Origin of the sequence: Pseudomonas sp. Irchel s3f10 (genome assembly GCF_900187515.1) — a bacterium.
GTDB classification, from domain to species: Bacteria; Pseudomonadota; Gammaproteobacteria; order Pseudomonadales; family Pseudomonadaceae; genus Aquipseudomonas; species Aquipseudomonas tensinigenes.
Genome location: NZ_FYDZ01000007.1, coordinates 84965 through 109158 on the forward strand (window position 1 = coordinate 84965; position 24194 = coordinate 109158).

A 24194-nucleotide genomic window follows, 5' to 3' on the forward strand; every position below is an offset into this window, starting at 1 on the left:
CACTCATTACAAGGTACGCGCACGTCACCGCGACCCGCTTACCGAAACAGCAATCGCAACGCCTTGCGAGTGTATGACCAGCGCGAAAACGTCCGCCAGTCTGCGCGCAAGGCCTGAAAATAGAATGACTTGGCCAGCTTGTACTCGCCATGGGAGTAACAGTCACGAAACAACGATAAACAGCGCTGCGCCAGAAAGGCCTGGCGCAAATCACTCATTTCTTCGGGCATTCGTCGACTGGAAAATACTTCGCTGACCACCTGTTCCGTACCGGCGGCAAGGCTTTGGCGCAAATCATGGCGCATGCTGTCGGCATGCTTGTAGATCAGCGCCAACGGCTTGTCCAGAACAGTGCAGGGATAGCGCGCCAGCACTTGGGCAAACACTGGCAAATCCTCGACGTTGCGCAAATGTTCCGGGTAGTTACCCAAAACAAAAACATCGCGATGCATTGCGCAGGCGCCGTTTGAAATCGATACGGTCTTGCTCAACAGGTAGCCCTGCAAGCGCTGCCGGGGCGTCACAGGCAACGGCTTGGCCGCTTGCAAGCTGCGTCGCCCGTCGGCGAACACCGACCAGTGTGCACCGATCACCATCAGACTTTGCGGGTTGCTGGCAATGTGCCGAGAAAGCGCAGCCAGTGCGCCGGGAGCCATTTCGTCATCAGAGTCGAGGAATACCAGATACCGCCCGGTCGTCTCCTCAAGCCCACGATTGCGCACCGACGACAAGCCGCCATTGCTTTTGCGCAGCGCACGAAAACGCCCGCCATGCTTGAGCAGGAGCTTTTCCACCACCTCAGGCGTATCGTCCGTCGACCCATCGTCGATGACCAGCAGATCCGCCGTCGTTTCATCCAGTTGCGCCAACACCGACTCCACTGCACGTGGCAGGGTTCGCGCATAGTTGTAAACCGGAATGACGACGCTGATCAGTGTTTCAGTCAAGTTCGTATCCTTTAACACCCTCTTTTACGACCAGAATATCTTCCATGATCAGGTATTCCAGATCCGAGCCGAAAAACATGTTCAGCGCATCGGTCGGCGAGCAGATCATCGGTTCGCCACGACGGTTAAGCGAGGTGTTCAGCGATACGCCGTTGCCGGTCAGGGTTTCCAGCGCCTTCATCATGTCGTAGTAGCGTGGGTTGTATTCACGCTTGAGCACCTGGGCACGGGAAGTGCCGTCTTCGTGGACGACTTCCGGCACGCGGGTCTTCCACTCTTCCGCCACTTCGAAGGTGAAGGTCATGAACGGCGCCGGGTGATCGATCTTGATCATCTGTGGCGCCACGGTGTCGAGCATCGACGGGCAGAAAGGCCTCCAGCGCTCGCGGAACTTGATCTGATGGTTGATCCGGTCAGCCACCCCGGCCACGCTCGGGCAACCGATGATCGAACGGCCACCCAATGCACGCGGACCGAACTCCATGCGCCCCTGGAACCAGGCCACCGGATTGCCGTCGACCATGATCTTGGCGATCTCTTCAGGCATGTTGTCGAGCTTGCGCCAGGTCGGCTTGCTCTCGTGACGCGCGCAGGCGGCGATCACGTCTTCGTTGCTGTACGACGGGCCGAGGTAGACGTGTTCCATCTTCTCGACCGGCACGCCGCGGGCGTGCGAAACGTAGGCAGCGGCGCCGACCGCAGTACCGGCATCGCCGGACGCCGGCTGGACGAACAGCTCTTTGATGTCGTCGCGGGCGATGATTTTCTGGTTCAGCTTGACGTTCAACGCACAGCCACCGGCGAATGCCAGCTTGCCGGTTTCCTTGAGCACATCGCCCAGGTAATGGTCGATCATCTGCAACGCGAGTTTCTCGAACAGCGCTTGCATGCTCGCGGCGTAGTGGATGTACGGTTCGTCAGCGATATCGCCTTCGCGTTTCGGGCCCAGCCATTCGATCAGCTTTGGCGAGAAGTAGAAGCCTTTGCCTTTTTCTTTGTAGCGACGCAGACCGATCACGTTGGCGTAGTCGGTGTTGATCACCAACTCGCCGTTCTCGAACGAGGCCAGACGCGAGAAATCGTACTTGCTGGCATCACCGTAAGGCGCCATGCCCATGACCTTGAACTCACCGTCGAGCATCTCGAAACCGAGGAACTCGGTGATCGCACCGTACAGGCCGCCGAGGGAGTCCGGGTCGAAGAATTCCTTGATCTTGTGGATCTTGCCGTTTTCGCCATAGCCGAAAAAGGTCGTGGCGTACTCGCCCTTGCCGTCGATGCCGAGGATCGCGGTTTTCTCTTTGAAACCGGAGCAGTGGTAGGCGCTGGAGGCGTGAGCCAAGTGGTGCTCGACCGGCTCGATCTTGATCTTTTTCGGATCGAAACCCAATTGCTCCAGGCACCAGACGATCTTGTTGCGATAGCGCTTGTAGCGACGGTTACCCATCAGGATCGCATCGAGGGCGCGATCCGGCGCGTACCAGTAACGCTTGGCGTAGTGCCAGCGCGCCTTGCCGAACAGGCTGATCGGAGCAAATGGAATCGCAACCACGTCAACGTCGGACGGCTTGATGCCGGCCTGTTCAAGACAGAACTTCGCCGATTCGTAGGGCATGCGGTTCTTTGCATGCTTATCGCGTACGAAGCGCTCTTCTTCAGCCGCCGCCACCAGCTTGCCGTCGATGTACAAGGCTGCTGAAGGATCATGGCTAAGGGCGCCGGACAGGCCAAGAATCGTCAATGCCACAGGGGTCTAGCCTCTTTAGTCTGCGTGCAGGCGCGATGCGCCTTGAAAATTGATGCGTCCTCGCACAGGGCGAGTGACAGCTAAAGGGCGGGATTATAGCGTAAACGAGAGGGGAATTACCCTGCGCGATTGCCCCAGGGTGAATGGTTTGGAGAAACCTTGCCCTGCGACTCAATAACCGCCCTTGCGCCAGTAAATACCAAGATTACCGTCGGTGACCTGACGATAAACCGTATAGGGCAGCGCTACTGTATCGAATACAGCGGACAATGGCAGGTCCAGCAGCACGAATGGCACAAGAAATCCGCTGGGATCAGGGGGCGCGTTCAATACGCAGAAGTCAAAGGCCAGACCACTGTAAATATGGGGGATGGATTGGCAGTAGGTTTTCTGCTTGCGCATGTCCCGAGCGACATCGGCATCGTCCTGCAGTACGGTCAGAACACTGCCACAGCCAACTAAAAGCCAGGAAATTGCACCCAACATTGCAACTTTTTTAATGATCAATATTTGCCCTCCAAGGTCGTTGGGCAAATTAGCATCGGGGCTGAACAGGGCACAGTTCATGGCTTCTGGAGAAGCTGTAGGACAAGTCGCTGAATCTTGTCCTCTATTGCTGTAGTGGTTTGACTCAGGCCGCGCTGGAGATTTCTTTGGGCAAACGCTGATCTATGACCTTGTACAGTGCACTGCTTTCCGGCCAGTTACGCATGAATCGCGCACGGTCACGGGCATAGGCCGGGGCGAAACTGCCGACCGATCCATGCTGACACATCGAGTCCAGATCGATCAGCGCCCAGCGGTCCTGCTGCCAGAACAGATTATGCCCCTTGAAGTCGCCGTGGCTGATGCGCTCGTCAATCAATCTGACGAACAACTGATCCAGCGCCTGCAGCTCCGCTTCCGGTGCCTGGCCATTTTCAACATACGGTGCAAAGCGCTCGATGATATCCGGCCCCGACAGGAACTCGGTCACCAGATACGCACGACTGCGCAGCCACAAGAAGCGCTTTTCCAGCACCGCCAGCGGCTTGGGCGTGGCGATCCCGAGGAACGCCAGGCGATTGCCTTCGCGCCACGAATGCCACGCCCGACTCGGCCGCCAGAAACGCTTGAGCCAATGCGCAAAGCCCTTGATGTTGTAGCGCTTGATCACCAGCGTGCGCGCACCGGCCTGAACCTTGCCGACGCTCGCCGCACCACCGGTCTTGTACAGATGGCCCTGATCGAGCAACGCATCGGCTTGCTCCAGTACCGGTAGCATGGCTGATTCTTCTTCGCGACGGATCGCGCGCAAAGCGAACGCTCCACGCTGCACACTGAACAGCGTGCACTCGCGACCGACCTTGATCAGGAAGTCTTTCAAACGCCAGCGACGCACTTTGTCGATCTGCTTCTGCAAGGCTTCCAGTGGCAACGCGTGCTCACTGTTGCTCAACAAGTAATACACCAGCAGTTCTTCGGTAAAGGGTTCCAGCGCCTTGGGCAATTGGGCGAAAAACACCCCGAGATTTTCCAGGACTTTTTGCCGCGATAACGGCTGGCCGGCGCTTTCTGCGCAGATCCCGGCACCGTCAATCAAGTACAACTGGCCGCCATGACGCAGCAGATTGTCCAGATGGAGGTCTTCCTGCCAGAGCCCTTTACCGTGCAATTGGCCAATGGCACCCAGCGCCTCGGCCAACACCGCCGATTGTTCATCGGCCAGCACCGGCAGCGACTCGACTTTCGCCCAGGCATCGCCAAGGCTTTCGGCACCCTCAAGGAAGTCGAACAGCAGCCAGCCACCTTCGCCATTCTGCAAGCCATCGGCCAGCAGCAGCGGCGTCGTCATACCTTGCGCCGCCAGCAGGCGCACACCTTCCAACTCGCGCTGAAAATGCCAGGCAGCCTTGCCGCCCACCAGCAATTTGGCCAGCACCGGACGCCCGCGCCAGACACCGGCGCCAACGTAACGCTGCCCCGGCAGGACTCGCAGCAGGCTCAGCAATTGCAGATCCGCACTGCCAGCGGCATCGGCCAGAGTCACGGTCAGAGGCAGTTGCGGGGCTCGCCCGACACCGGCCAGCTCGGACAATTGCATCAGCGGGTCTCCTTGTGACTGCGGCGCGCGGTCAGCCGGGCGAGCCAGCTGTCGAGCAGCGAGCTATCGGCGGGCTGATCGAGATAGGCCGCGAGCAATTCACGCAGTTGCGCCTCGTTCCATTCCGGCGCGCGGCGTTGCAGCGGCTCCAGATCCTTGATCCGGTCACGCATGCCGAACAACAAAGGCCGGGTCTTTTCCAGGTCGATCAATTGCGCCTGATACCCGTCACCGGTGGCCCGCAGAAAAATATGCTTGGGGTAGAAGCAGCCGTGTACCTGACGCACACCGTGCAGATGCCGCGCCAGCAATCCGCAGGCCTTGAGGATCGCCGAATGCTGTGCGGCACTGAGTTGCGACCAGCGTTGCAACAGCGATTCCAGATCACTCCAGCCGTCCAGCGCCCGGGTCAGCAGGATCGCGCGGACTTCGCCATCAACCTTGCGCTCACCGAAAAACGCCGCTTGCAGCGCCGGAATACCGAGCTTGCGATAGCGACTGATATTGCGAAACTCACGGGCAAAGCTTGGCTCGCCGAAAGGTGCGTGCAAGGTCCGCGTCAGGTAGTTGCTCTGGCGCTTGAGGTAATAACCCTGCCCTTCCAGGTCCAGACGGAAGACACTGCTCCAACCGCCACGGGCGGTATTGGGTTCGTCCACAGCCTCAAGCTGTTTCGTCCAAAGCGCGTCAAAAGTGCCGAGACCATGGCGCTCAAGCAGCGCACGGTCCTCAGCAGCGAGAAAATCAGTCATTCGCGTCCCTCGAAAAATCTCACCACGTGCCGAATCCGTTTCTTGTCGGCGCTATCAAGCCGATCGCACTGGCGGTATTGCTTATAGAAGCGCAGGCGTTGGGTATTGGACAGGTGGTATTTGGCGAGTTTATCAAGACAGGCCAGATCCTTGGTGATCCGATACTTGAGCCAGAAGCCGCGCCAGAACTCGCCGTTAGGGCAATCGATCAGAAATATCCGCGCCTGATCATCGATCAACAGGTTGCGCCATTTCAGATCGTTATGGGTAAATCGGTGATCATGCATCGTCCGGGTATAACCGGCCAGTTGCCGACTGACAGCGTCGACCCAGGCGCGATCCTTGAGTTTCGGATCCTTGCGCTCGGCGAGCGCCGAAAGGTCTTCGGTGTTGGGCAATTCGCGAGTGATCATGGCACCACGATCATAGGCCGCGCCACGGCGCTCCAGGCCCCAGGCGACCACCTCAGCAGTGGGAATGCCCCACTTGGCGAAGCGCTTGAGGTTCTGCCATTCCATCTTCACTCGCGGCTTGCCGAGGTAGCGGCGCAAGCCTTTACCGGCGCCGACATAGCGTTTGACGTAATAGTTGACGCCGTTGCGCTGCACGCGAATCACTTCCGACAGCGGGTCACGGGTCAGGCGCTCGCCTTGCAACGCAAATACCGCTTCGAGGCTGCCGAAATCTTCGGCGAGCTCACTGTATTGCGGCTCAAGAGTCCAACCCGCCATCAGAGCGCATCCCCGTAACGCTGCTTGCGTGCGTAGAGCTTGTTGGCTTTGCCTTCGAGCCAGTTCAGCAGCGGCGCTTCTTCCGCCAGGATCTGGCGCAGCGGCTGCTGGAAATAGCCCTTGAGAAAGCGCAGCTTGTCGCGGCGGGTCAGGCCGATGTCCAGCGCGGAGAAATACAGCGCCGCCAGATCCTTGTTGCGCCAGCGCTGAGTGATCTTCGCGCGGGTCTGGGCACGGTGCAGGTCGATCACCGAGAGTTTGAAATCGTCTGCCGTCACCGGTTTATCGGTGTGCAACAGGAAGTGGCAGATGTAGCAGTCGCGGTGATTGACGCCGGCGCGGTGCATCATGCCAGTCATGCGTGCGACTTCAGCGATCAGCGCACGCTTGAGTTTTGGCTCGGGCGGCTGCTTGACCCAGTCGATGCTGAAGTCTTCCAGGCTGATGGTCGGCGCCAGTTCTTCGGTGACGATGAACGAATGCTGATCCGCCGGATTGCTGCCCTTCTCGCCGTAAGCAACGGCGGTCATGGTTGGCACGCCGACTTCCTGCAGACGCTGGATAGCCTTCCACTCCTGGCCTGCGCCGAGTACCGGCAGCTTGGCGGTCAGCAGGTTTTTGAAGATTTCGCCCCAGCCGATGCCGCGGTGGATCTTGACGAAAAATCCGTTGCCATCGACTTCCGTGCGCAGTGTCCGACGCGCTTCCAGCTCGCGGTATACCTCGCCCTGCAAGCCTTCGACTTCGGCGAACGGGTCGCGCCCGGCCCAAAGGCTTTTGAACGGTTCAGCCAGCATCAACTTCATTAAGCGTGCTCCGCCAGAATCACATCGGCCGCGTGCTGCGGCATGCTGTAGAGGTCGGCCGTCTCGGCGAAGGCCAGACCATTGCGGCTCCAGGCCGCGCGTGCAGCGTCATCATTCAACATTTCAGTCAGGTATTGCGTCAGCTGCGCCTGATCGAACGGCTCGTCCAGCACTCGCCCGGCATCCGCCTCGGCGATGTAATGGGCATAACCGCAGACCGCGCTGACCAATACCGGCAAACCGGCGACCAGCGCTTCGAGCAACACCGTACCGGTGTTCTCGTTGTACGCCGGGTGGATCAACAGGTCGGCGCCGAGCAGGAAACGCGGGATATCGCTGCGCCCTTTCAGGAACGTGACGTTATCGCCCAGACCCAAAGTGGCGCTCTGCATCTGGAATAATTTGGGGTCATCCTGGCCGATTACAAACAGCCGGGTGCGCTTTCTCAGTTCAGCGGGCAATCCGGCCAGTGCTTTCAGGCTGCGATCAACGCCTTTGGTTTTGAAGCCCGAACCGATCTGCACCAGCAGCAGTTCGTCGTCCTTCAGATTGAATTCGGCGCGGAAACCGGCGCGAATTTCGTCGGCATTCGCTGGACGGCGACGATCCTGAGCGATGCCCGGCGGCAGCAGGTGGAAGCGTTCAAGCGGCGTGTCGTAATGCTTGATGAACAGCGGCTGCTGCACTTCGGAAATCATCAGCACTTCAGTCTTCGCGTCTTTGGCGAACACCGCGCGCTCGTACTCGGCGAAGTGACGATAACGGCCCCAGCGGCGGTACAGCGAGTTGCGCAGGTTCTGCGCCTTGTCTTCGAAGCAGCCGTCGGCGGCGTAGTAGACGTCCAGCCCCGGCATCTTGTTGAAACCGATCAGGCGATCCACCGGACGCTTGGCCAAGTCCGCTGCCATCCACGCGCTGAGTTTTTCATTGCGACGGTGATTGAAGAACGCCTTGACCGGCGCCACCAGCACTTCGAAACCGGGCGGCACGTCGCCTTCCCAGATCAGTGTGTAGACGCGAATCTGGTGCCCGCGTTTCTGGCATTCGAGGGCGATGCGCATGAAGTCGCGCTGCAAACCACCGAACGGGAAATATTTGTACAGGACGAATGCCAATTGCATCAGCGCAGCTCCTCAGCCATTAACAACGTGCTCAGTCGGCTGGCGACACGCTCGGGGTTCAGACGCGTGAAGCACAGAGGCTGTTCACGCTTCAGGTCAAACTGACGGGCATCCTGCGCGGTCGGTTGATAGGTACATTTCTTTTGCAGGCACGGCGCGCACGGGAAATCGCTGGCCAGGTGAATCTGCAACTTGCCGTAAGCGCCGGTCAGGCCCGGGTTGGTCGGGCCGAACAGCGAAATGGTCGGCACATCCAGCGCCGCGGCCAAGTGGCCGAGACCGGTGTCCACCGCCACGCAAGCCTGCGCGCCGGCGAGAACTTTACCGACGCCGGCCAGATTGAGCTTTGGCAGCACTTCGGCATGTTTGAAGCCGGCAGCGATGCGCTCGGCACGGGCCTTTTCCTGCGGGTTGCCCCACGGCAGCTTGACGCCGACGCCGAGATAACCGACGCGTTCGGTCAGCTCACGCCAGTAACTTTCCGGCCAGTGTTTGGTGTCCCACGTGGTGCCATGCAGGAACACCACAAAGGCGTTTTTGCGCGGCAATTCGACCAGACGTTCAACGTTGAGGCCGTAATCGCCCAGACCTTTGGGCAAGTCGTAACCGAGGGCGATGGCGAACAACTGCCGCACCCGCTCGACGGCGTGCTGACCACGGGCCACAGCCAATTTGCGATCGTAAAAACGCGAAGCCATCGGCTCGCGGGCCGAACCTTTGTCGAGTCCGGCCACCGGCGCTTTGACATAACGGGTCAGCCAGGCACTTTTCAGCAGACCCTGAGCGTCGATGACCAAATCGTATTTGTTCGCGCGCACGCTTTGCTTGAAGCGTTTCCATTCGCCACTGGTGATGGTTTTCCAGATGTTTTTGCGCCAGCGGCGGATCGCCACCGGAATCACCTTGCCAACGGCCGGGTGCCAGGTCGGGATCTCGGCGAAGCCTTCTTCCACGACCCAGTCGAATTTGATCCCGGGGATGGCCCGGGCGGCGTCGGTCAGCGCCGGCAACGCATGAATCACGTCGCCCAGCGATGAAGTCTTGATCAGCAGTACCCGCAACTTAATGAACCTCGACCACAGAACCCTGCAACTTCTGCAAGGCATCGTTGACCGCGTCCGGCATCAGCTGGCGCAGGCAGTTGTAATGGCCGAAACGGCAGGTACGGTCGAAGCACGGGCTGCAATCGAGGCCCAGACGAACGACTTCAACGTGCTCGGCCAGCGGCGGAGTGAAACCCGGCGAGGTCGAGCCGTAGACGGCGACCAATGGACGGTTCAGCGCAGCGGCAACGTGCATCAGGCCGGAGTCGTTGGAGACCACCGCGTCAGCGCAGGACATCAGGTCGATAGCCTCGGCCAGCGAGGTGCCGCCGCTGAGGTTGACCGATTCTTCACGCAGGCCCGGGATCAACCGCGCGCGGATGTCTTCGCCGACCGAGTGATCGTTTTTCGAACCGAACAACCACACCTGCCAGCCTTCGCGAATACGTGCTTCGGCGACTTTGGCGTAATGCTCGGACGGCCAGCGTTTGGACTCGCCGAATTCGGCGCCGGGGCACAGGGCCAATACCGGCCGATCAAGGCTCAGGCCGAACTTGGCCAGCGCCGCTTCGCGGGTCACCGGGTCAATTTGCAGGCTCGGGTGCGGATACGGCTTCGGCAGTTCGGCGTTCGCTTCAAAGGCCAACGCCATGAAGCGCTCGATCATCAGCGGATAGCGTTCTTTGTCGAGAGTGCGTACATCATTGAGCAAGCCGTAGCGGAATTCGCCGCGCCAGCCGGTGCGTTTCGGGATGCCAGCGAAAAACGGCACCAGCGCCGACTTCAGCGAGTTGGGCAGCAGGATCGCTTGATCGTACTGGCCGCGCAGGGATTTACCGATGCGCCGACGCGTCGCCAGTTCCAACGCGCCGTGGCCGAGCGGGAAGCTCAAGGCCTTGCGCACTTCAGGCATGCGCTCAAGGATCGGCCGGCTCCACTCGGGGGCCAGCACGTCGATTTCGCATTGCGGGTGGCGCTGCTTGAGACACTGAAACAGTGTCTGCGCCATCACCATGTCACCGACCCAACTGGGCCCAACGATCAAAATATTCATGTGGTTTCCAAAAACGAACCGGGGAGGCATTTACGCCTCCCCGCCTCGATAATCACTGTGGGAACACCGGCGGCTTGCGATGGGTCATTACCTTCAACATGACTGCCGACTGTCACTCCGCTATCGCGAGCAGGCTCGCTCCCACATGGTTTTGCATCTGTTCACCTATCTGCGACTCAGCGCAGATCCATTGTAGGAGTGAGCCTGCTCGCGATGGGGTCGTTACATTCAACATTATTGTCGTCTGATACTCCGCTATCGCGAGCAGGCTCGCTCCTACAGGTTTTGCATTCACTCCAACATCTGCGACTCACCACAGATCACTGTGGGAGCGAGCCTGCTCGCGAAGGGGTCGTTACATTCAACATTGTTGTCGTCTGATACTCCGCTATCGCGAGCAGGCTCACTCCTACAGGGTTTTGCATTCATTCACACATCTGCGACTCAGCTTAGCCCCAACTCACGCCATATCCGCAAAACCTGCCGCCGCTCTTCGGCAAACTGGTCGCCCGATATCACCCCGGCGTCTTTCTGCAACGCCTGCCGGTGGGCGGCGGAGCGGTAGGCTTTATAGGCCTCACGCAGCAGACTGGCATCTTCGGCAGGCATCAGCCCTTCGTGTTCCAGCTCTTCCAGAATGCGGATGTTATCGGTCCAGCGCAGCAGTGGCGGGTGGCTTTGCGACCACGCCAGAGCCGCGTATTGCACCATAAATTCAATATCGACGATACCACCGGCGTCCTGCTTGAGGTCGAACGGCGCCGTGGCGTCGAAGGCATTTGCCGCTGTACCGGCCGCGGTGCTCTTGGTGCCAAGGTTATCGCGCATCTTCGCGCGCATCTCGCTGACTTCCTGTTGCAACTTCGCCAGATCACGCGGTTTACCCAAGACCTGTGCGCGCACCTTCTCGAACGCCTGACCGACATCTTGACTGCCAACCAGCACTCGCGCCCGCACCAAAGCCTGATGCTCCCACGTCCAGGCTTCATTTTCCTGATAGCGGGCAAACGCGCCGAGCGAACTGACCAGCAACCCCGAGGCACCGGATGGGCGCAGACGCATGTCCACTTCATAGAGCTGACCAGAGTTGGTCTGCGCCGTCAGCAGGTGAATGATCCGTTGCCCGAGCCGCGTGAAGAACTGCGCGCCATCAATCGACTTCGGCCCATCGGTTTCCGCCTGCGGATCGCCGTCGTGGATAAACACCAGATCCAGGTCCGAACCATGTCCCAGTTCGAGACCGCCGACTTTTCCGTAACCAACAATGATAAAGCCGGGATCGCACAAGGTGCCGTCGGTGCGCAGCGGCGTGCCGTACTTGGCCACAGTCTGGCGCCAGGCCAGGGCCAGCACTTGCTCGAGAATCGCCTCGGCCAGCCAGGTCAGGTAATCGCTGACTTTCATCAGCGGCAGGCTGCCGGCGATTTCCGAAGCGGCGACGCGCAAGCGGTGCGCCAGTTTGAAATGGCGCAGGGCTTCCATTTGTTGTTCGAGATCGTCTTCGGGAATCCGCGTCAGCCGCTCGCGCAACTCGGCGGCCAATTCCGGCGCCAATGGCGGCTTGAACAAACGACCTTCGTTAAGCAATTCATCCAGCAGCAGCGGGAAGCGCGTGATCTGTTCGGCAATCCACGGGCTCGCCGCGCACAGCGTCAGCAAGCGGCGCAGGGCGCCGGGATTTTCCGTCAGCAAGACCAGATACGCCGAACGCCGGGCGACCGCTTCAACCAGCGGCAGTACCCGCTCGAGTACCAGATCGGGATTGTTGTGCTCCACCGCCTGGGCAAGCAGACGCGGAATAAAGGCATCGAGGCGCTCACGCCCCAGACGCTGCATCGCGCGCAATTGCGGGCTGCCGCGCAAACCGGCCAGTGCTTTCAGGGCTTTGCTCGCCTCGGCAAAACCGCCCTCCTGCAACTGACGGCAGGCCGCTTCTTCGTCCTGCGCCTCTTCCCACAACGGCAGCCATTCACCGCCGACCACCACTTCACTTTCGGCGCCTTCATCCTCGTCGGGATCGGCAATCACCTGGGCGAAGTGCCAGGCCACACGGCCACGCCAGAACATCAGCTTCTCGTGAAAGGCGTCCCAGTCGGCGAAACCGAGCATAAAGGCAATACGCGCCTGATCCTGCGCACCATCCGGCAGCATCTGGGTCTGACGGTCGGCGATCGCCTGAATCGCGTGTTCGGTGTAACGCAGAAATTCGTAGCCCTCGCGCAACTCGCTGATCACCGCCGGCGGCAGGTAGCCCTGCCCCTCCAGCGTGCTCAACACCTTTAATAGAGGACGCTGCTGCAGGCTCAGATCGCGGCCACCGTGGATCAACTGAAAGGCCTGAGCGATGAACTCGACCTCACGGATGCCACCGGAGCCCAGCTTGATATTCTCGGCCATGCCCTTGCGCCGCACTTCTTGCTGAATCAACTGCTTCATCGTGCGCAGCGCTTCGATCGCCGAGAAGTCCAGATAACGCCGATAAACGAACGGCCGCAGCATGTCGAGCAACTGCGCGCCCGCGACCTGATCGCCGGCCACCACCCGCGCCTTGATCATCGCGTAGCGTTCCCAGTCGCGACCCTGATCCTGGTAATACTGCTCCAGCGCATTGAAGCTCAGCACCAGCGCGCCGGACGAACCATACGGGCGCAGGCGCATGTCGACGCGGAAGACGAAACCGTCGACGGTCATCGGGTCCAGCGCCTTGATCAGGCGCTGGCCGAGACGAATGAAGAATTCCTGATTATCCAGCGCGCGTTTCACACCGACGGTCTCGCCGCCTTCGGGGTAGGCGAAGATCAGATCGATATCTGAAGACAGGTTCAACTCGACGGCGCCGAGCTTGCCCATGCCGAGAATGACCATTTGCTGCGGCTCACCGCTGCGGCGGCCGGTCGGCGTACCGAATTGTTCGCAATGGCGGCTGTACAACCATTGATAAGCCTGGTCGATAGTCGCGTCGGCCATATCCGAGAGATCGCGGCAGGTCTGCACCAGATCGGCCTGACGGGTGAGATCGCGCCAGATGATCCGCACTTGATGGCGAGCGCGCTGGCGGCGCAAGGCGCGGCCGAGTTCATCTTCGGTTTGCGCGGCGTTCACTGCCGCAGCAATCTGCGCACACAATTCACCCGGCGCGAAGGCCCGGTCGAGTTCGCCGGACTGCACCAGCGTGAGCAACATCAAAGGGTCACGAACACTCTGTTCAATGACGAACTCGCTGGCGGCGGTGACCCGGGCGAACTGCGCCCAGCGCTCTGGCGTCCAGTTCGCCAGGCCATGTTCGTCTTCCAGCGCGGTGACGGCCGTACGGAACGACTGCTCGGATCGAGTGACCAACGGCAGGAGAATGGCGGGCAGTTCGGCAAGCACGGGCAGGGTCATGGTCTATCCTTGATCGGCGTGTAAATGGCCGCTTGTAGTGATTGGTGAAAACCCGCTACCCGGAGGACTGTCGAACAAAAGTTAGAAATAGCTGAAATTTCTTTCTCTTTGGCAGCGAACATCAAAGTTTCACCTTTTTCGGATGGCAAAAGACCAACCTTAACGATTATTCTCACAACGCAGCCGGAGGCCACAAGCCATTCTTCTGTAGTTTTACTACTCGTCTATACATTCGAAAGGCTGAAATGCCGGAAGATTTGTAGTAAAACTACACGCCGCCGGAACAACCTATCGGCAATCCAAGAATTTTAAATCGTCTGCCCACAAGGCCAGTCGCAAACTCAGGCAACCGATTCTGGAAGCCTTTCCGCCCTGGAGCAAGCCATGCAAGACCTCGATCCCGTCGAAACCCAGGAATGGCTGGACGCCCTGGAATCGGTTCTCGACAAAGAAGGCGAAGACCGTGCTCACTATCTGATGACCCGTATGGGCGAACTCGCGACCCGCAGCGGCTCGCAGCTCCCTTACGCCATCACCACGCCTTACCGCAACACCATCCCGGTAACCCACGAAGCACGCATGCCTGGCGACCTGTTCATGGAACGCCGCATTCGCTCGCTGGTACGCTGGAACGCGATGGCCATGGTAATGCGTACGAACCTGAAAGATTCTGACCTGGGTGGTCACATCTCCAGCTTCGCTTCCAGTGCGACCCTGTATGACATCGGCTTCAACTACTTCTTCCAGGCCCCGACCGACGAACACGGCGGCGACCTGATCTACTTCCAGGGCCACACCTCGCCAGGCGTTTACGCCCGTGCGTTCATGGAAGGTCGCATCACCGAAGACCAGATGAACAACTTCCGCCAGGAAGTCGACGGTCAGGGCCTGTCGTCCTACCCGCACCCTTGGCTGATGCCTGACTTCTGGCAGTTCCCGACCGTATCCATGGGTCTGGGTCCGATCCAGGCGATCTACCAGGCACGCTTCATGAAGTACCTGGAACACCGCGGTTTCATCCAGCCGGGCAAACAGAAAGTCTGGTGCTTCCTGGGCGACGGCGAGTGCGACGAGCCGGAATCCCTGGGTGCGATCTCCCTGGCCGGCCGCGAGAAGCTGGACAACCTGATCTTCGTCATCAACTGCAACCTGCAGCGCCTCGACGGCCCGGTTCGCGGCAACGGCAAGATCATCCAGGAACTCGAAGGCGTGTTCCGCGGTGCTCAGTGGAACGTGACCAAAGTCATCTGGGGCCGTTTCTGGGACCCACTGCTGGCCAAAGACGTCGACGGCATCCTGCAACGTCGCATGGACGAAGTCATCGACGGCGAGTACCAGAACTACAAAGCCAAAGACGGCGCGTTCGTCCGTGAACACTTCTTCAACACGCCAGAACTCAAGGCGATGGTTGCTGATCTGTCCGACGACGAGATCTGGAAACTCAACCGTGGCGGCCACGACCCGTACAAGGTCTATGCGGCGTACCACGAAGCGGTCAACCACAAAGAACAACCTACCGTTATCCTGGCCAAGACCATCAAGGGTTATGGCACCGGTGCCGGCGAAGCGAAAAACACTGCGCACAACACCAAGAAAGTCGACGTCGACAGCCTGAAGTTGTTCCGCGACCGCTTCGACATCCCGGTCAAGGACGAAGAGCTGGAGAACCTGCCGTTCTTCAAGCCAGAGCCAAACAGCGCCGAAGCCCGCTACCTCAGCGAGCGTCGCACTGCACTGGGCGGTTTCGTACCTCAGCGCCGCGCACAAAGCTTCAGCGTACCGACTCCGGATCTGGACACCCTCAAGGCCATCCTTGACGGTTCCGGCGACCGTGAGATTTCCACCACCATGGCTTTCGTGCGGATCCTCGCGCAACTGGTCAAGGACAAGGAAATCGGCCCGCGCATCGTTCCGATCATCCCGGACGAAGCCCGTACCTTCGGTATGGAAGGCATGTTCCGTCAGTTGGGCATCTACTCGTCCGTCGGCCAGCTCTACGAGCCAGTCGATAAAGACCAGGTGATGTTCTACAAGGAAGACCAGAAAGGTCAGATCCTTGAAGAAGGCATCAACGAAGCAGGCGCCATGAGCTCGTTCATCGCTGCCGGTACTTCGTACTCCAGCCACAACCAGCCGATGCTGCCGTTCTACATCTTCTACTCGATGTTCGGCTTCCAGCGTATTGGCGACCTGGCCTGGGCTGCCGGCGACAGCCGTACCCGTGGCTTCCTGATCGGCGGCACCGCCGGCCGTACCACCCTGAACGGTGAAGGTCTGCAACACGAAGACGGTCACAGCCACCTGCTGGCCGCGACCATCCCGAACTGCCGCACCTACGATCCAACCTACGGCTACGAGCTGGCGGTGATCATTCAGGACGGCATGAAGAAGATGACCGAAGAGCAACAGGACATCTTCTATTACATCACCGTGATGAACGAGTCGTACCAGCAGCCAGCCATGCCGGCCGGTGCCGAAGAAGGCATCAAGAAAGGCATGTACCTGCTCGAAGAAGACACCCGCGATGCGGCGCACCACGTACAGCTGATGGGCTCCGGCACCATCCTGCGTGAAGTCCGTGAAGCGGCGAAGATCCTGCGTGAAGAGTTCAACGTCGGCGCTGACGTGTGGAGCGTTACCAGCTTCAACGAACTGCGTCGCGACGGCCTCGCTGTAGAACGCAGCAACCGTCTGAAGCCTGGCCAGAAGCCTAAGCTGAGCTACGTCGAAGAGTGCCTGAACGGCCGTAAAGGTCCGGTCATCGCCTCTACCGACTACATGAAACTGTTCGCCGAGCAGATCCGTCAGTGGGTACCGTCCAAGGAATTCAAAGTCCTCGGCACCGACGGTTTCGGCCGCAGCGACAGCCGCAAGAAACTGCGTCATTTCTTCGAAGTTGACCGTCATTTCGTGGTGTTGGCAGCCCTGGAAGCACTGGCTGACCGTGGTGATATCGAACCTAAGGTCGTGGCTGAGGCCATCGTCAAGTTCGGCATCGACCCGGAAAAACGCAACCCACTGGACTGCTGAGGAGACATTTTGTGAGCGAACTCATTCGCGTACCTGACATCGGCAGCGGTGAAGGTGAAGTAATTGAACTGTTTGTGAAGGTCGGCGACCGTATCGAAGCCGACCAGAGCATCCTGACCCTGGAATCGGACAAGGCCAGCATGGAAGTGCCGGCCCCGAAAGCCGGCGTCATCAAGAGCCTGAAAGTGAAGCTGGGCGACCGCCTGAAAGAAGGCGACGAACTGCTTGAGCTGGAAGTCGAGGGCGCCGCTGAAGCGGCCCCTGCACCAACTGCTGCGCCAGCCGCAAAAGCAGAAGCCAAACCGGCTGCCGCTCCTGCAGCTGCCGCGCCAGCTGCTGCCCCTGCTGCCGCTTCGGTTCAGCAAGTGCACGTGCCGGACATCGGTTCGTCGGGCAAGGCACAGATCATCGAGATTCAGGTCAAGGTCGGCGACATTGTCGAAGCTGACCAATCGTTGATCACCCTGGAATCCGACAAGGCGAGCATGGAAATCCCGTCGCCTGCCGCTGGCGTGGTCAAGGCCATCAGCGTCAAGCTCAACGACGAAGTCGGCACTGGCGACCTGATTCTGGATCTGGAAGTGGCGGGTGCTGCGGCCCCTGCGGCTGCCGCTCCGGCCCAGGCTGCTGCCCCGGCCGCTGCCGCTGCGCCTGCTCCGGCAGCCGCGCCAGCAGCACCGGTGGCTGACAGCGTTCAGGACATCCACGTTCCGGACATCGGTTCGGCTGGCAAAGCCAAGATCATCGAAGTGTTGGTCAAGGCTGGCGACAGCGTTGAAGCCGACCAGTCGCTGATCACTCTGGAATCCGACAAGGCGAGCATGGAAATTCCATCGCCTGCCGCTGGCGTGGTGGAAAGCGTTTCCATCAAGCTGGATGACGAAGTCGGTACCGGCGACCTGATTCTGAAGCTGAAAGTCAAAGGCGCAGCCCCTGCTGCTGCACCGGCTCCAGCTGCCGCTGCTGCACCAAGTGCTCCTGCCGCTGCTGCTCCGGCTGCCGCAGCACCTGCACCTGCTGCCGCTCCAGCCGCCGCACCGGCCAAGCCCGGCGCGAAAGTTCACGCCGGCCCAGCTGTGCGTCAACTGGCCCGTGAGTTCGGCGTCGAGCTGAACGCGGTCGGCGCCAGCGGCCCGCACGGTCGTATCTTGAAAGAAGACGTGCAGGTTTACGTCAAAGCGATGATGCAGAAGGCCAAGGAAGCACCGGCCGCTGCAGCGGGCGCAACCGGTGGCGCGGGCATCCCGCCGATTCCGGTCGTCGATTTCAGCCGTTTCGGCGAAATCGAAGAAGTGCCGATGACTCGCCTGATGCAGATCGGCGCGTCGAGCCTGCACCGCAGCTGGCTGAACATCCCGCACGTGACTCAGTTCGATTCAGCTGATATCACCGAGCTGGAAGCCTTCCGCGTTGCACAGAAAGCCGTTGCAGAGAAGGCTGGCGTCAAGCTGACCATCCTGCCGCTGCTGCTCAAGTCGTGCGCGCACATGCTCAAGGAGCTGCCGGACTTCAACAGTTCGCTGGCACCAAGCGGCAAAGCGATCATCCGCAAGAAATACGTCAACATCGGCTTCGCCGTCGACACCCCGGATGGCCTGCTGGTACCGGTCATCAAGAACGTCGACCAGAAGAGCCTGCTGCAACTGGCAGCCGAAGCCGCTGCGCTGGCCGCCAAAGCCCGCGACAAGAAGCTTACCGCTGACGACATGCAGGGCGCCTGCTTCACCATTTCCAGCCTCGGCCACATTGGCGGCACCGGCTTCACGCCGATCGTCAACGCGCCGGAAGTGGCGATCCTCGGTGTTTCCAAGGCAACCATCCAGCCAGTCTGGGACGGCAAAGCCTTCCAGCCGAAACTGATGCTGCCGCTGTCGCTGTCCTACGATCACCGTGTGATCAACGGCGCCGCTGCCGCACGCTTCACCCAGCGTCTGGGCAGCCTGCTGGCGGACATCCGCACGATCCTGCTGTAACTCGATCGGCCCTCCGGCAACGGAGGGCCGATTGCTGCACCCTTTCGAGCGCCACACGCTCGTACCTCAACCCCGTCAGTTTGGCGGGGCTTTTTTTTGCCTGAAGAAAACACCTTCTCTTCTTTTTCCCACACGTTGCGCTGATATCGGCCACAACTCTGGTCGGCTTGACACTGATCTTTTTTATTCGATACGCAACTAACCTAGGCGCAGCCAATTCAACTAATAAAACTTAGTAGAACCCTGTTAATTCAAGTTAATTCGAATGGATTCGACATGTTAAAACCAACTATCGGCCCGATTGTCGGCCACGTTACAACTCATCATGCACGCATCTTCATGCGTGGCGACCGGCAGAACAGCTCAAGAGTATTTGCCGGAGTACGTTATCGCGCTTGCGGCACACAACAATGGTCCAACGGTAACTTCGCGCATCTGAGCGAATTACGCGACCTGTCACATGTGTTCGCCCTCAACAACTTGAGTGCCGACACAGAATATGAATTTCAGGCCGGCTGGTTCAGCCCGATGAATCCGGTGCATACCCCGGACAGCGTTGCCGAGTTGCCTTTGCAATGGCCGCGGGAAATCTACCGCATGCGCACCCGCTCCAGCAAAACCCTGCAACCCAGAGCCTATATCGTCGGCTCCTGCCGCTACCTGCGCATGACGGCAGGCATCGCCTCCCTGCCGCAACTGGGCGACCGGATCTTTGCATCCATCAATCAGCTGATCGAAGGCATACAGCCACCGATCAGCGCGGTATTGATGACCGGCGATCAAATTTATGTGGATGATTTGAATCTGATCGCACCGGATCGCGAATACAAAGACATCCTTAACAAATACCGTGCCGCATTTTCCCAACCGAATATTCAACGCTTGATGTCCGGCACTTCGACTTACATGATTCTTGACGATCATGAAATCGAAGATAACTGGCCGGCCAATGCCAGCAAGTCCGACGGTGATTTATATCGTAATGCCATGGCTGCTTATGAGCTGTATCAGGTTAGTCACAGCCCGGCACATCCACTGACAACTAACGGAGATATAGATCACGCAACACTCGAGCATTACTGGTATCAATTCAGCGACGGCGATATCGAATGGTTTGTCACCGACAGTCGCACCCGTCGCAACTTGTCCGCCGAGGATCGACGGATCCTCGACGAGGCACAGGAAAAAGCCTTGCTTGAATGGCTGAGCAACAGCACCGCGCGGGTCAAGTTCGTGGTCACCAGCGTGATGTTCTACCCCGATCGCAAACTGCACGGCGATGACGCCTGGAAAGTCTTTCCCGAGCAGCGTCTGCGTCTGCTGGAAACCATCCGCACCCGACGGATCAAGAATGTCGTGTTCATCTCCGGGGACGTGCATGGCTCGCTGACCGCTCGCTTGACTCACAGCGAAGACCCCGACTTTGAAGTCCATACGGTGGTGTCCTCACCGCTGTGCAACAGCAAACTGCTGCCTTACGCCAAGGCGTCCACGTTCATTCTGGATCAGCCGCTGGTGCGCACAGCGGCGGGCGATTACCGGCATGAACTGACCAGCACCGTGGTCAGCGAAGACAATTTCGCTCACATGGTGGTCGACGCCGGGCAGATTCAGGTCAATTACCACGATCGCGATGGCAAACAGCTGCAATCGATCGCCATTCCCTTGCGTTGAATAACCGGTTGAAGGGGCGTCGTTTCGGGGCACAAAGCGCTCTGGAACGGCGTTTTTTCCATTCAACAGCATTACTTTCTGCCGCACGCTGGAGAAATGTTCAGCGCAGCCGACATATTCTTATAGCACTTGGCCTTCATGTCTCTTGTCAGTCGGTGCCGCAATGATGCAACCTTGCCGCAGGCAACAGTAAAGAGGGCGAGAGCCCGGCGCGTTCAGCATATTTCCAAGCGAGTTCCCTTCATGAAGAGCCAACCCGATGCCGCCAGCCGTATGGCGGCCGAGGTAGTGACGCAGTTGCCTGTGCCCTCGCGGCTCGGCATGCTGCGTTTCGAGCGCTTGAATGAAGCCAGTTGGGCCATGCTGTTTCTCGATCCCAACTGTGAGCGCCAGTTCGGTCAGCCAGCCGTCGAACTCTGCGCGCTGGTCGGCTCACCCTACGCCAGCCTGATGGAACCCGAAGCGCGCTATCAACTGCACGACGCGATCCAGCAACAGCTGACCGTCAGCCCGCATTATCTGGTGCGTTACACCCTGCACACGGCTGCCGGTGCACTGAACATCCTTGAGCTGGGCGAAGCCTACAAACAACACAACCGTCATCTGCTGCGTGGCTATCTGCTGGCGGTCGATCACGTTTTCGATGAAGTACCGCTGCCCCCCTCCGTTGACCTCGAAACGCAGAATTCACGCCTGCAAATCGCCCTTGAACTCAATCAACGCGCCCAGCAGGAACAGTTGCAGCACCTGGAACGGGTGCGCGCCCAGCAGGACTTGATTCTGCTACTCGCCCGTCAGCGCTACAGCACGCACAACTCGCTGCAGGAAGCCGCCGAACTGATCACCCGCTGCGCCTGCGATATCTATGAAATCGACTGCGCCAGCCTGTGGAACCTCGAAGGCCAACAACTGATGCCGATCTCCGCGTACCACCGCGCGACCCAGGAATACATTCTCCCGGACGTGATCGACATCAGCAGTTTCCCCGACTACATGGACGCTCTGCACAGCAGCCGCGCCATCGATGCACACAATGCGATGCGCGATCCGCGCACTCGCGAGATGGCCGAAGCGCTGCGCCCGCGCGACGTCAACGCCATGCTCGACGCCAGTATTCGCGTCGATGGCCAAGTGGTCGGCGTACTGTGTCTGGAGCAAACCGGCGTCACCCGCGCCTGGCAGTCCGATGAAATTGCTTTTGCCGGCGAGTTGGCCGATCAGTTCGCACAAGTCATCAACAACCACAACCGCCGCACCGCCACCAGCGCCCTGCACCTGTTCCAGCGTGCGGTCGAGCAAAGCGCCAACGCCTTTTTGCTGGTCAATTGCGACGGCGTGGTCGAGTACGTCAACCCGAGTTTCACCGCGATCACCCAGTACACCACCGAAGAAGTCCACGGCCAGCGTCTGTCCGAGCTGCCGGCGCTGGAAAACCTCAGTGAATTGTTGTTCGACGCGCCCTCGGCGCTGGCCAAGAGCAACAGTTGGCAGGGCGAATTCAAGAGCCGCCGCAAGAACCTCGAACCGTACTGGGGCCAGTTGTCGATCTCCAAGGTCTACGGCGACAACCGCGAGCTGACGCATTACATCGGCATCTACGAAGACATCACCCAGACCAAACTGGCGCAACAGCGCATCGAGCGTCTGGCCTACACCGACAACCTGACCAATCTCGGCAACCGCCCGGCGTTTATCCGCAATCTGGACGAACGCTTCGCCCGCGATAGCGATACACCGATCAGCCTGTTGCTGGTGGACATCGACAACTTCAAACGGATCAACGACAGCCTCGGTCACCAGACCGGCGACAAGCTGCTGATCAGTCTGGCCCGGCGTCTGCGCAACAGCCTGAGCCCAAGTGGCAGCCTCGCGCGGTTCGCCAGTAACGAGTTTGCCGTGCTGCTCGACGACACCGACCTCGCGACCGGTCAGAAGATCGCCAACCAATTGCTGGCGACGCTCGACAAGCCGATGTTCGTCGACAACCAGTTGATCAGCGTCACCGGTTCGGTCGGCCTGGCGTGCGCGCCGCTGCACGGTCGCGACCCGCAAACGCTGATGCGCAACGCCGGCCTGGCGCTGCACAAGGCCAAGGCCAACGGCAAACATCAGGTGCAGGTCTTCACCGAAGCGTTGAATGCCGAGGCCAGTTACAAACTGTTCGTTGAAAACAACCTGCGCCGCGCCCTGACCCAGAACGAGCTGGACGTGTTCTACCAGCCCAAGCTGTGCCTGCGCAGCGGTCGTCTGCTGGGCATGGAAGCGCTGTTGCGCTGGAACCATCCGGAGCGCGGCATGATCCGCCCGGACCAGTTCATCAGCGTCGCCGAAGAAACCGGCCTGATCATTCCGATCGGCAAGTGGATCGCGCGTCAGGCCTGCCGCATGAGCAAAGCGCTGACTGCTGCTGGGATGGGCAATCTGCAAGTGGCGATCAACCTGTCGCCGAAACAGTTCTCCGATCCGGATCTGGTCGCGTCCATCGCCAACATCCTCAAGGAAGAAGCGCTGCCGGCCAATCTGCTCGAACTGGAACTGACCGAAGGCCTGCTGCTGGAAGCCACTGAAGACACGCACTTGCAGCTCGATCAGCTCAAGCGTCTGGGCCTGACCCTGGCCATGGACGACTTCGGCACCGGTTATTCGTCGCTGAGTTATTTGAAGAAATTCCCGATCGACATCATCAAGATCGATCGCAGCTTCATCCACGAAATCCCCGACAACCAGGACGACATGGAAATCACCTCAGCGGTGATCGCCATGGCGCACAACCTGAAACTCAAGGTTGTGGCCGAAGGTATCGAGACCGCCGAACAACTGGCGTTCCTGCGTCGGCATCGTTGCGACGTCGGCCAGGGTTACCTGTTCGACCGGCCAATCCCCGGTGGCGAACTGATCCAGGCACTCAAGCGCTACCCGCGCGGCCCGTTGTGCCTATAAACACCGCAAATCCCTTGTAGGAGTGAGCCTGCTCGCGATAGCGGTGTGTCAGCAACAAACCCTCTGACTGACCCACCGCTATCGCGAGCAGGCTCACTCCTACAATGTTGTGCGAGTACCCGCACATTTTGGGTAGTGATTAACCGGGCATCATTCGGCACACTGGCGGTCTGACTTTTTACATCCAACCTGACTGAGAGGAACGATCATGGTTCTGCGCTCGGAAATTCTGGTGAACAAAAACGTGCTCCCGACTAAAGAACAAGCTCTGCCCGGCCGCGAAACCGCGATGACCTTGCCTGAAAAGCACTTCGTTTTCGAAGAAACCCCGCTGCTTGGCCCGTTTTTCCAGGACGTCGACTTTGCGATTTTCGGTCTGGGCTGTTTCTGGGGCGCCGAGCGCCGCTTCTGGCAGCGTGAAGGCGTGGTCAGCACGGTCGTCGGTTATGCCGGCGGTTTCACGCCGAACCCGACTTACGAAGAAGTCTGCTCGGGCCTGACCGGCCACGCGGAAGTAGTATTGGTGGTGTATGACAAGGCCAAAGTCAGCTACGAAGAGCTGCTGGCGATGTTCTGGGAACTGCACAACCCGACACAGGGCATGCGCCAGGGCAACGACATCGGCACGCAGTACCGCTCGGTGATCTACGCGACCTCACCTGAGCACCTGGACGCAGCGCTGAAAAGCAAAGCGACCTACCAGGCTGAACTGTCGAAAGCGGGTCTGGGCGAAATCAGCACCGAGATCGAACAGGCGCCGACCGTGTACTTCGCCGAGACGTATCACCAGCAGTATCTGGCGAAGAATCCAGAGGGTTACTGCGGGATTGGCGGCACCGGCGTGTGCATGCCAGCGAGCCTGGCGGGTAACTAAACCCCAAAAGCATCGCGGGCAAGCCCGCTCCCACA

The 24194-nt window shown here is 59.5% G+C and carries 16 protein-coding genes; 5 read left to right on the forward strand and 11 right to left on the reverse strand.

Annotation, left to right across the window (positions count from 1 at the left end; genetic code table 11):
- Window positions 1-38 precede the first annotated feature (38 nt).
- From CKW17_RS16690 to glnE, 11 genes are all read right to left on the reverse strand, one after another.
- Entirely contained in the window at window positions 39-947 is a 909-nt protein-coding gene (locus CKW17_RS16690; protein WP_095120668.1) for a glycosyltransferase family A protein, read from the reverse strand.
- On the reverse strand, window positions 940-2694 hold the full coding sequence (locus CKW17_RS16695; RefSeq protein WP_095120669.1) for a carbamoyltransferase: 1755 nt from the start codon (window positions 2692-2694) through the stop codon (window positions 940-942). The genes CKW17_RS16690 and CKW17_RS16695 overlap by 8 nt, the downstream gene beginning before the upstream one ends.
- A 171-nt stretch (window positions 2695-2865) precedes the next feature.
- Window positions 2866-3180 carry a YceK/YidQ family lipoprotein gene (locus CKW17_RS16700; protein WP_176470086.1) on the reverse strand — a complete coding sequence of 105 codons (315 nt, stop codon included), beginning with the start codon at window positions 3178-3180 and terminating at the stop codon, window positions 2866-2868.
- Window positions 3181-3325: 145 nt separating this feature from the next.
- Complete coding sequence (locus tag CKW17_RS16705) at window positions 3326-4777, reverse strand: lipopolysaccharide kinase InaA family protein (protein WP_095120670.1); 1452 nt, start codon at window positions 4775-4777, stop codon at window positions 3326-3328.
- On the reverse strand, window positions 4777-5529 hold the full coding sequence (locus tag CKW17_RS16710) for a lipopolysaccharide kinase InaA family protein (protein WP_095120671.1): 753 nt from the start codon (window positions 5527-5529) through the stop codon (window positions 4777-4779). The genes CKW17_RS16705 and CKW17_RS16710 overlap by 1 nt, the downstream gene beginning before the upstream one ends.
- A complete protein-coding gene (locus tag CKW17_RS16715) occupies window positions 5526-6260 on the reverse strand; it encodes a lipopolysaccharide kinase InaA family protein (protein WP_095120672.1) in 735 nt (244 codons plus the stop codon). Before CKW17_RS16715 ends, CKW17_RS16710 begins: the two co-directional genes overlap by 4 nt.
- Window positions 6260-7066 (reverse strand): lipopolysaccharide core heptose(I) kinase RfaP, encoded by an 807-nt coding sequence (rfaP, locus tag CKW17_RS16720; protein WP_095120673.1) that lies wholly within the window; start codon window positions 7064-7066, stop codon window positions 6260-6262. The genes CKW17_RS16715 and rfaP overlap by 1 nt, the downstream gene beginning before the upstream one ends.
- The gene (locus CKW17_RS16725) at window positions 7066-8187 is read right to left on the reverse strand and encodes a glycosyltransferase family 4 protein (RefSeq protein WP_095120674.1); all 1122 of its coding nucleotides are present in this window, start codon (window positions 8185-8187) and stop codon (window positions 7066-7068) included. Before CKW17_RS16725 ends, rfaP begins: the two co-directional genes overlap by 1 nt.
- Complete coding sequence (gene waaC, locus CKW17_RS16730) at window positions 8187-9248, reverse strand: lipopolysaccharide heptosyltransferase I (RefSeq protein WP_016985658.1); 1062 nt, start codon at window positions 9246-9248, stop codon at window positions 8187-8189. Before waaC ends, CKW17_RS16725 begins: the two co-directional genes overlap by 1 nt.
- A gap of 1 nt (window position 9249) precedes the next feature.
- Window positions 9250-10284 (reverse strand): lipopolysaccharide heptosyltransferase II, encoded by a 1035-nt coding sequence (waaF, locus tag CKW17_RS16735; RefSeq protein ID WP_095120675.1) that lies wholly within the window; start codon window positions 10282-10284, stop codon window positions 9250-9252.
- Between the two features lie 444 nt (window positions 10285-10728).
- Entirely contained in the window at window positions 10729-13668 is a 2940-nt protein-coding gene (gene glnE, locus CKW17_RS16740; protein ID WP_095120676.1) for a bifunctional [glutamate--ammonia ligase]-adenylyl-L-tyrosine phosphorylase/[glutamate--ammonia-ligase] adenylyltransferase, read from the reverse strand.
- A gap of 384 nt (window positions 13669-14052) precedes the next feature.
- Here glnE and aceE point away from each other — a divergent pair, with 384 nt between their 5' ends.
- The 5 genes from aceE to msrA all read left to right on the forward strand — a co-directional run bounded on the left by aceE (window position 14053) and on the right by msrA (window position 24159).
- Entirely contained in the window at window positions 14053-16698 is a 2646-nt protein-coding gene (gene aceE / locus CKW17_RS16745) for a pyruvate dehydrogenase (acetyl-transferring), homodimeric type (RefSeq protein ID WP_007915682.1), read from the forward strand.
- Window positions 16699-16709: 11 nt separating this feature from the next.
- Window positions 16710-18671 carry a dihydrolipoyllysine-residue acetyltransferase gene (gene aceF / locus CKW17_RS16750; protein WP_095120677.1) on the forward strand — a complete coding sequence of 654 codons (1962 nt, stop codon included), beginning with the start codon at window positions 16710-16712 and terminating at the stop codon, window positions 18669-18671.
- A gap of 276 nt (window positions 18672-18947) precedes the next feature.
- A complete protein-coding gene (locus tag CKW17_RS16755; RefSeq protein ID WP_095120678.1) occupies window positions 18948-20345 on the forward strand; it encodes an alkaline phosphatase D family protein in 1398 nt (465 codons plus the stop codon).
- Window positions 20346-20588: 243 nt separating this feature from the next.
- Window positions 20589-23285 carry a bifunctional diguanylate cyclase/phosphodiesterase gene (locus CKW17_RS16760; RefSeq protein WP_095120679.1) on the forward strand — a complete coding sequence of 899 codons (2697 nt, stop codon included), beginning with the start codon at window positions 20589-20591 and terminating at the stop codon, window positions 23283-23285.
- A gap of 208 nt (window positions 23286-23493) precedes the next feature.
- Entirely contained in the window at window positions 23494-24159 is a 666-nt protein-coding gene (gene msrA, locus CKW17_RS16765; protein ID WP_016985652.1) for a peptide-methionine (S)-S-oxide reductase MsrA, read from the forward strand.
- Window positions 24160-24194: the final 35 nt, after the last annotated feature.

Bases quoted from the DNA above. Each gene is read 5' to 3' on its own strand.
- rfaP (WP_095120673.1), bottom strand. From the start codon at position 7,066: ATGAAGTTGATGCTGGCTGAACCGTTCAAAAGCCTTTGGGCCGGGCGC.
- CKW17_RS16700 (WP_176470086.1), bottom strand. From the start codon at position 3,180: ATGTTGGGTGCAATTTCCTGGCTTTTAGTTGGCTGTGGCAGTGTTCTG.
- CKW17_RS16705 (WP_095120670.1), bottom strand. From the start codon at position 4,777: ATGCAATTGTCCGAGCTGGCCGGTGTCGGGCGAGCCCCGCAACTGCCT.
- CKW17_RS16710 (WP_095120671.1), bottom strand. From the start codon at position 5,529: ATGACTGATTTTCTCGCTGCTGAGGACCGTGCGCTGCTTGAGCGCCAT.
- CKW17_RS16760 (WP_095120679.1), top strand. From the start codon at position 20,589: ATGAAGAGCCAACCCGATGCCGCCAGCCGTATGGCGGCCGAGGTAGTG.
- CKW17_RS16725 (WP_095120674.1), bottom strand. From the start codon at position 8,187: ATGCAATTGGCATTCGTCCTGTACAAATATTTCCCGTTCGGTGGTTTG.
- aceE (WP_007915682.1), top strand. From the start codon at position 14,053: ATGCAAGACCTCGATCCCGTCGAAACCCAGGAATGGCTGGACGCCCTG.
- CKW17_RS16715 (WP_095120672.1), bottom strand. From the start codon at position 6,260: ATGGCGGGTTGGACTCTTGAGCCGCAATACAGTGAGCTCGCCGAAGAT.
- CKW17_RS16755 (WP_095120678.1), top strand. From the start codon at position 18,948: ATGTTAAAACCAACTATCGGCCCGATTGTCGGCCACGTTACAACTCAT.
- msrA (WP_016985652.1), top strand. From the start codon at position 23,494: ATGGTTCTGCGCTCGGAAATTCTGGTGAACAAAAACGTGCTCCCGACT.
- glnE (WP_095120676.1), bottom strand. From the start codon at position 13,668: ATGACCCTGCCCGTGCTTGCCGAACTGCCCGCCATTCTCCTGCCGTTG.
- waaF (WP_095120675.1), bottom strand. From the start codon at position 10,284: ATGAATATTTTGATCGTTGGGCCCAGTTGGGTCGGTGACATGGTGATG.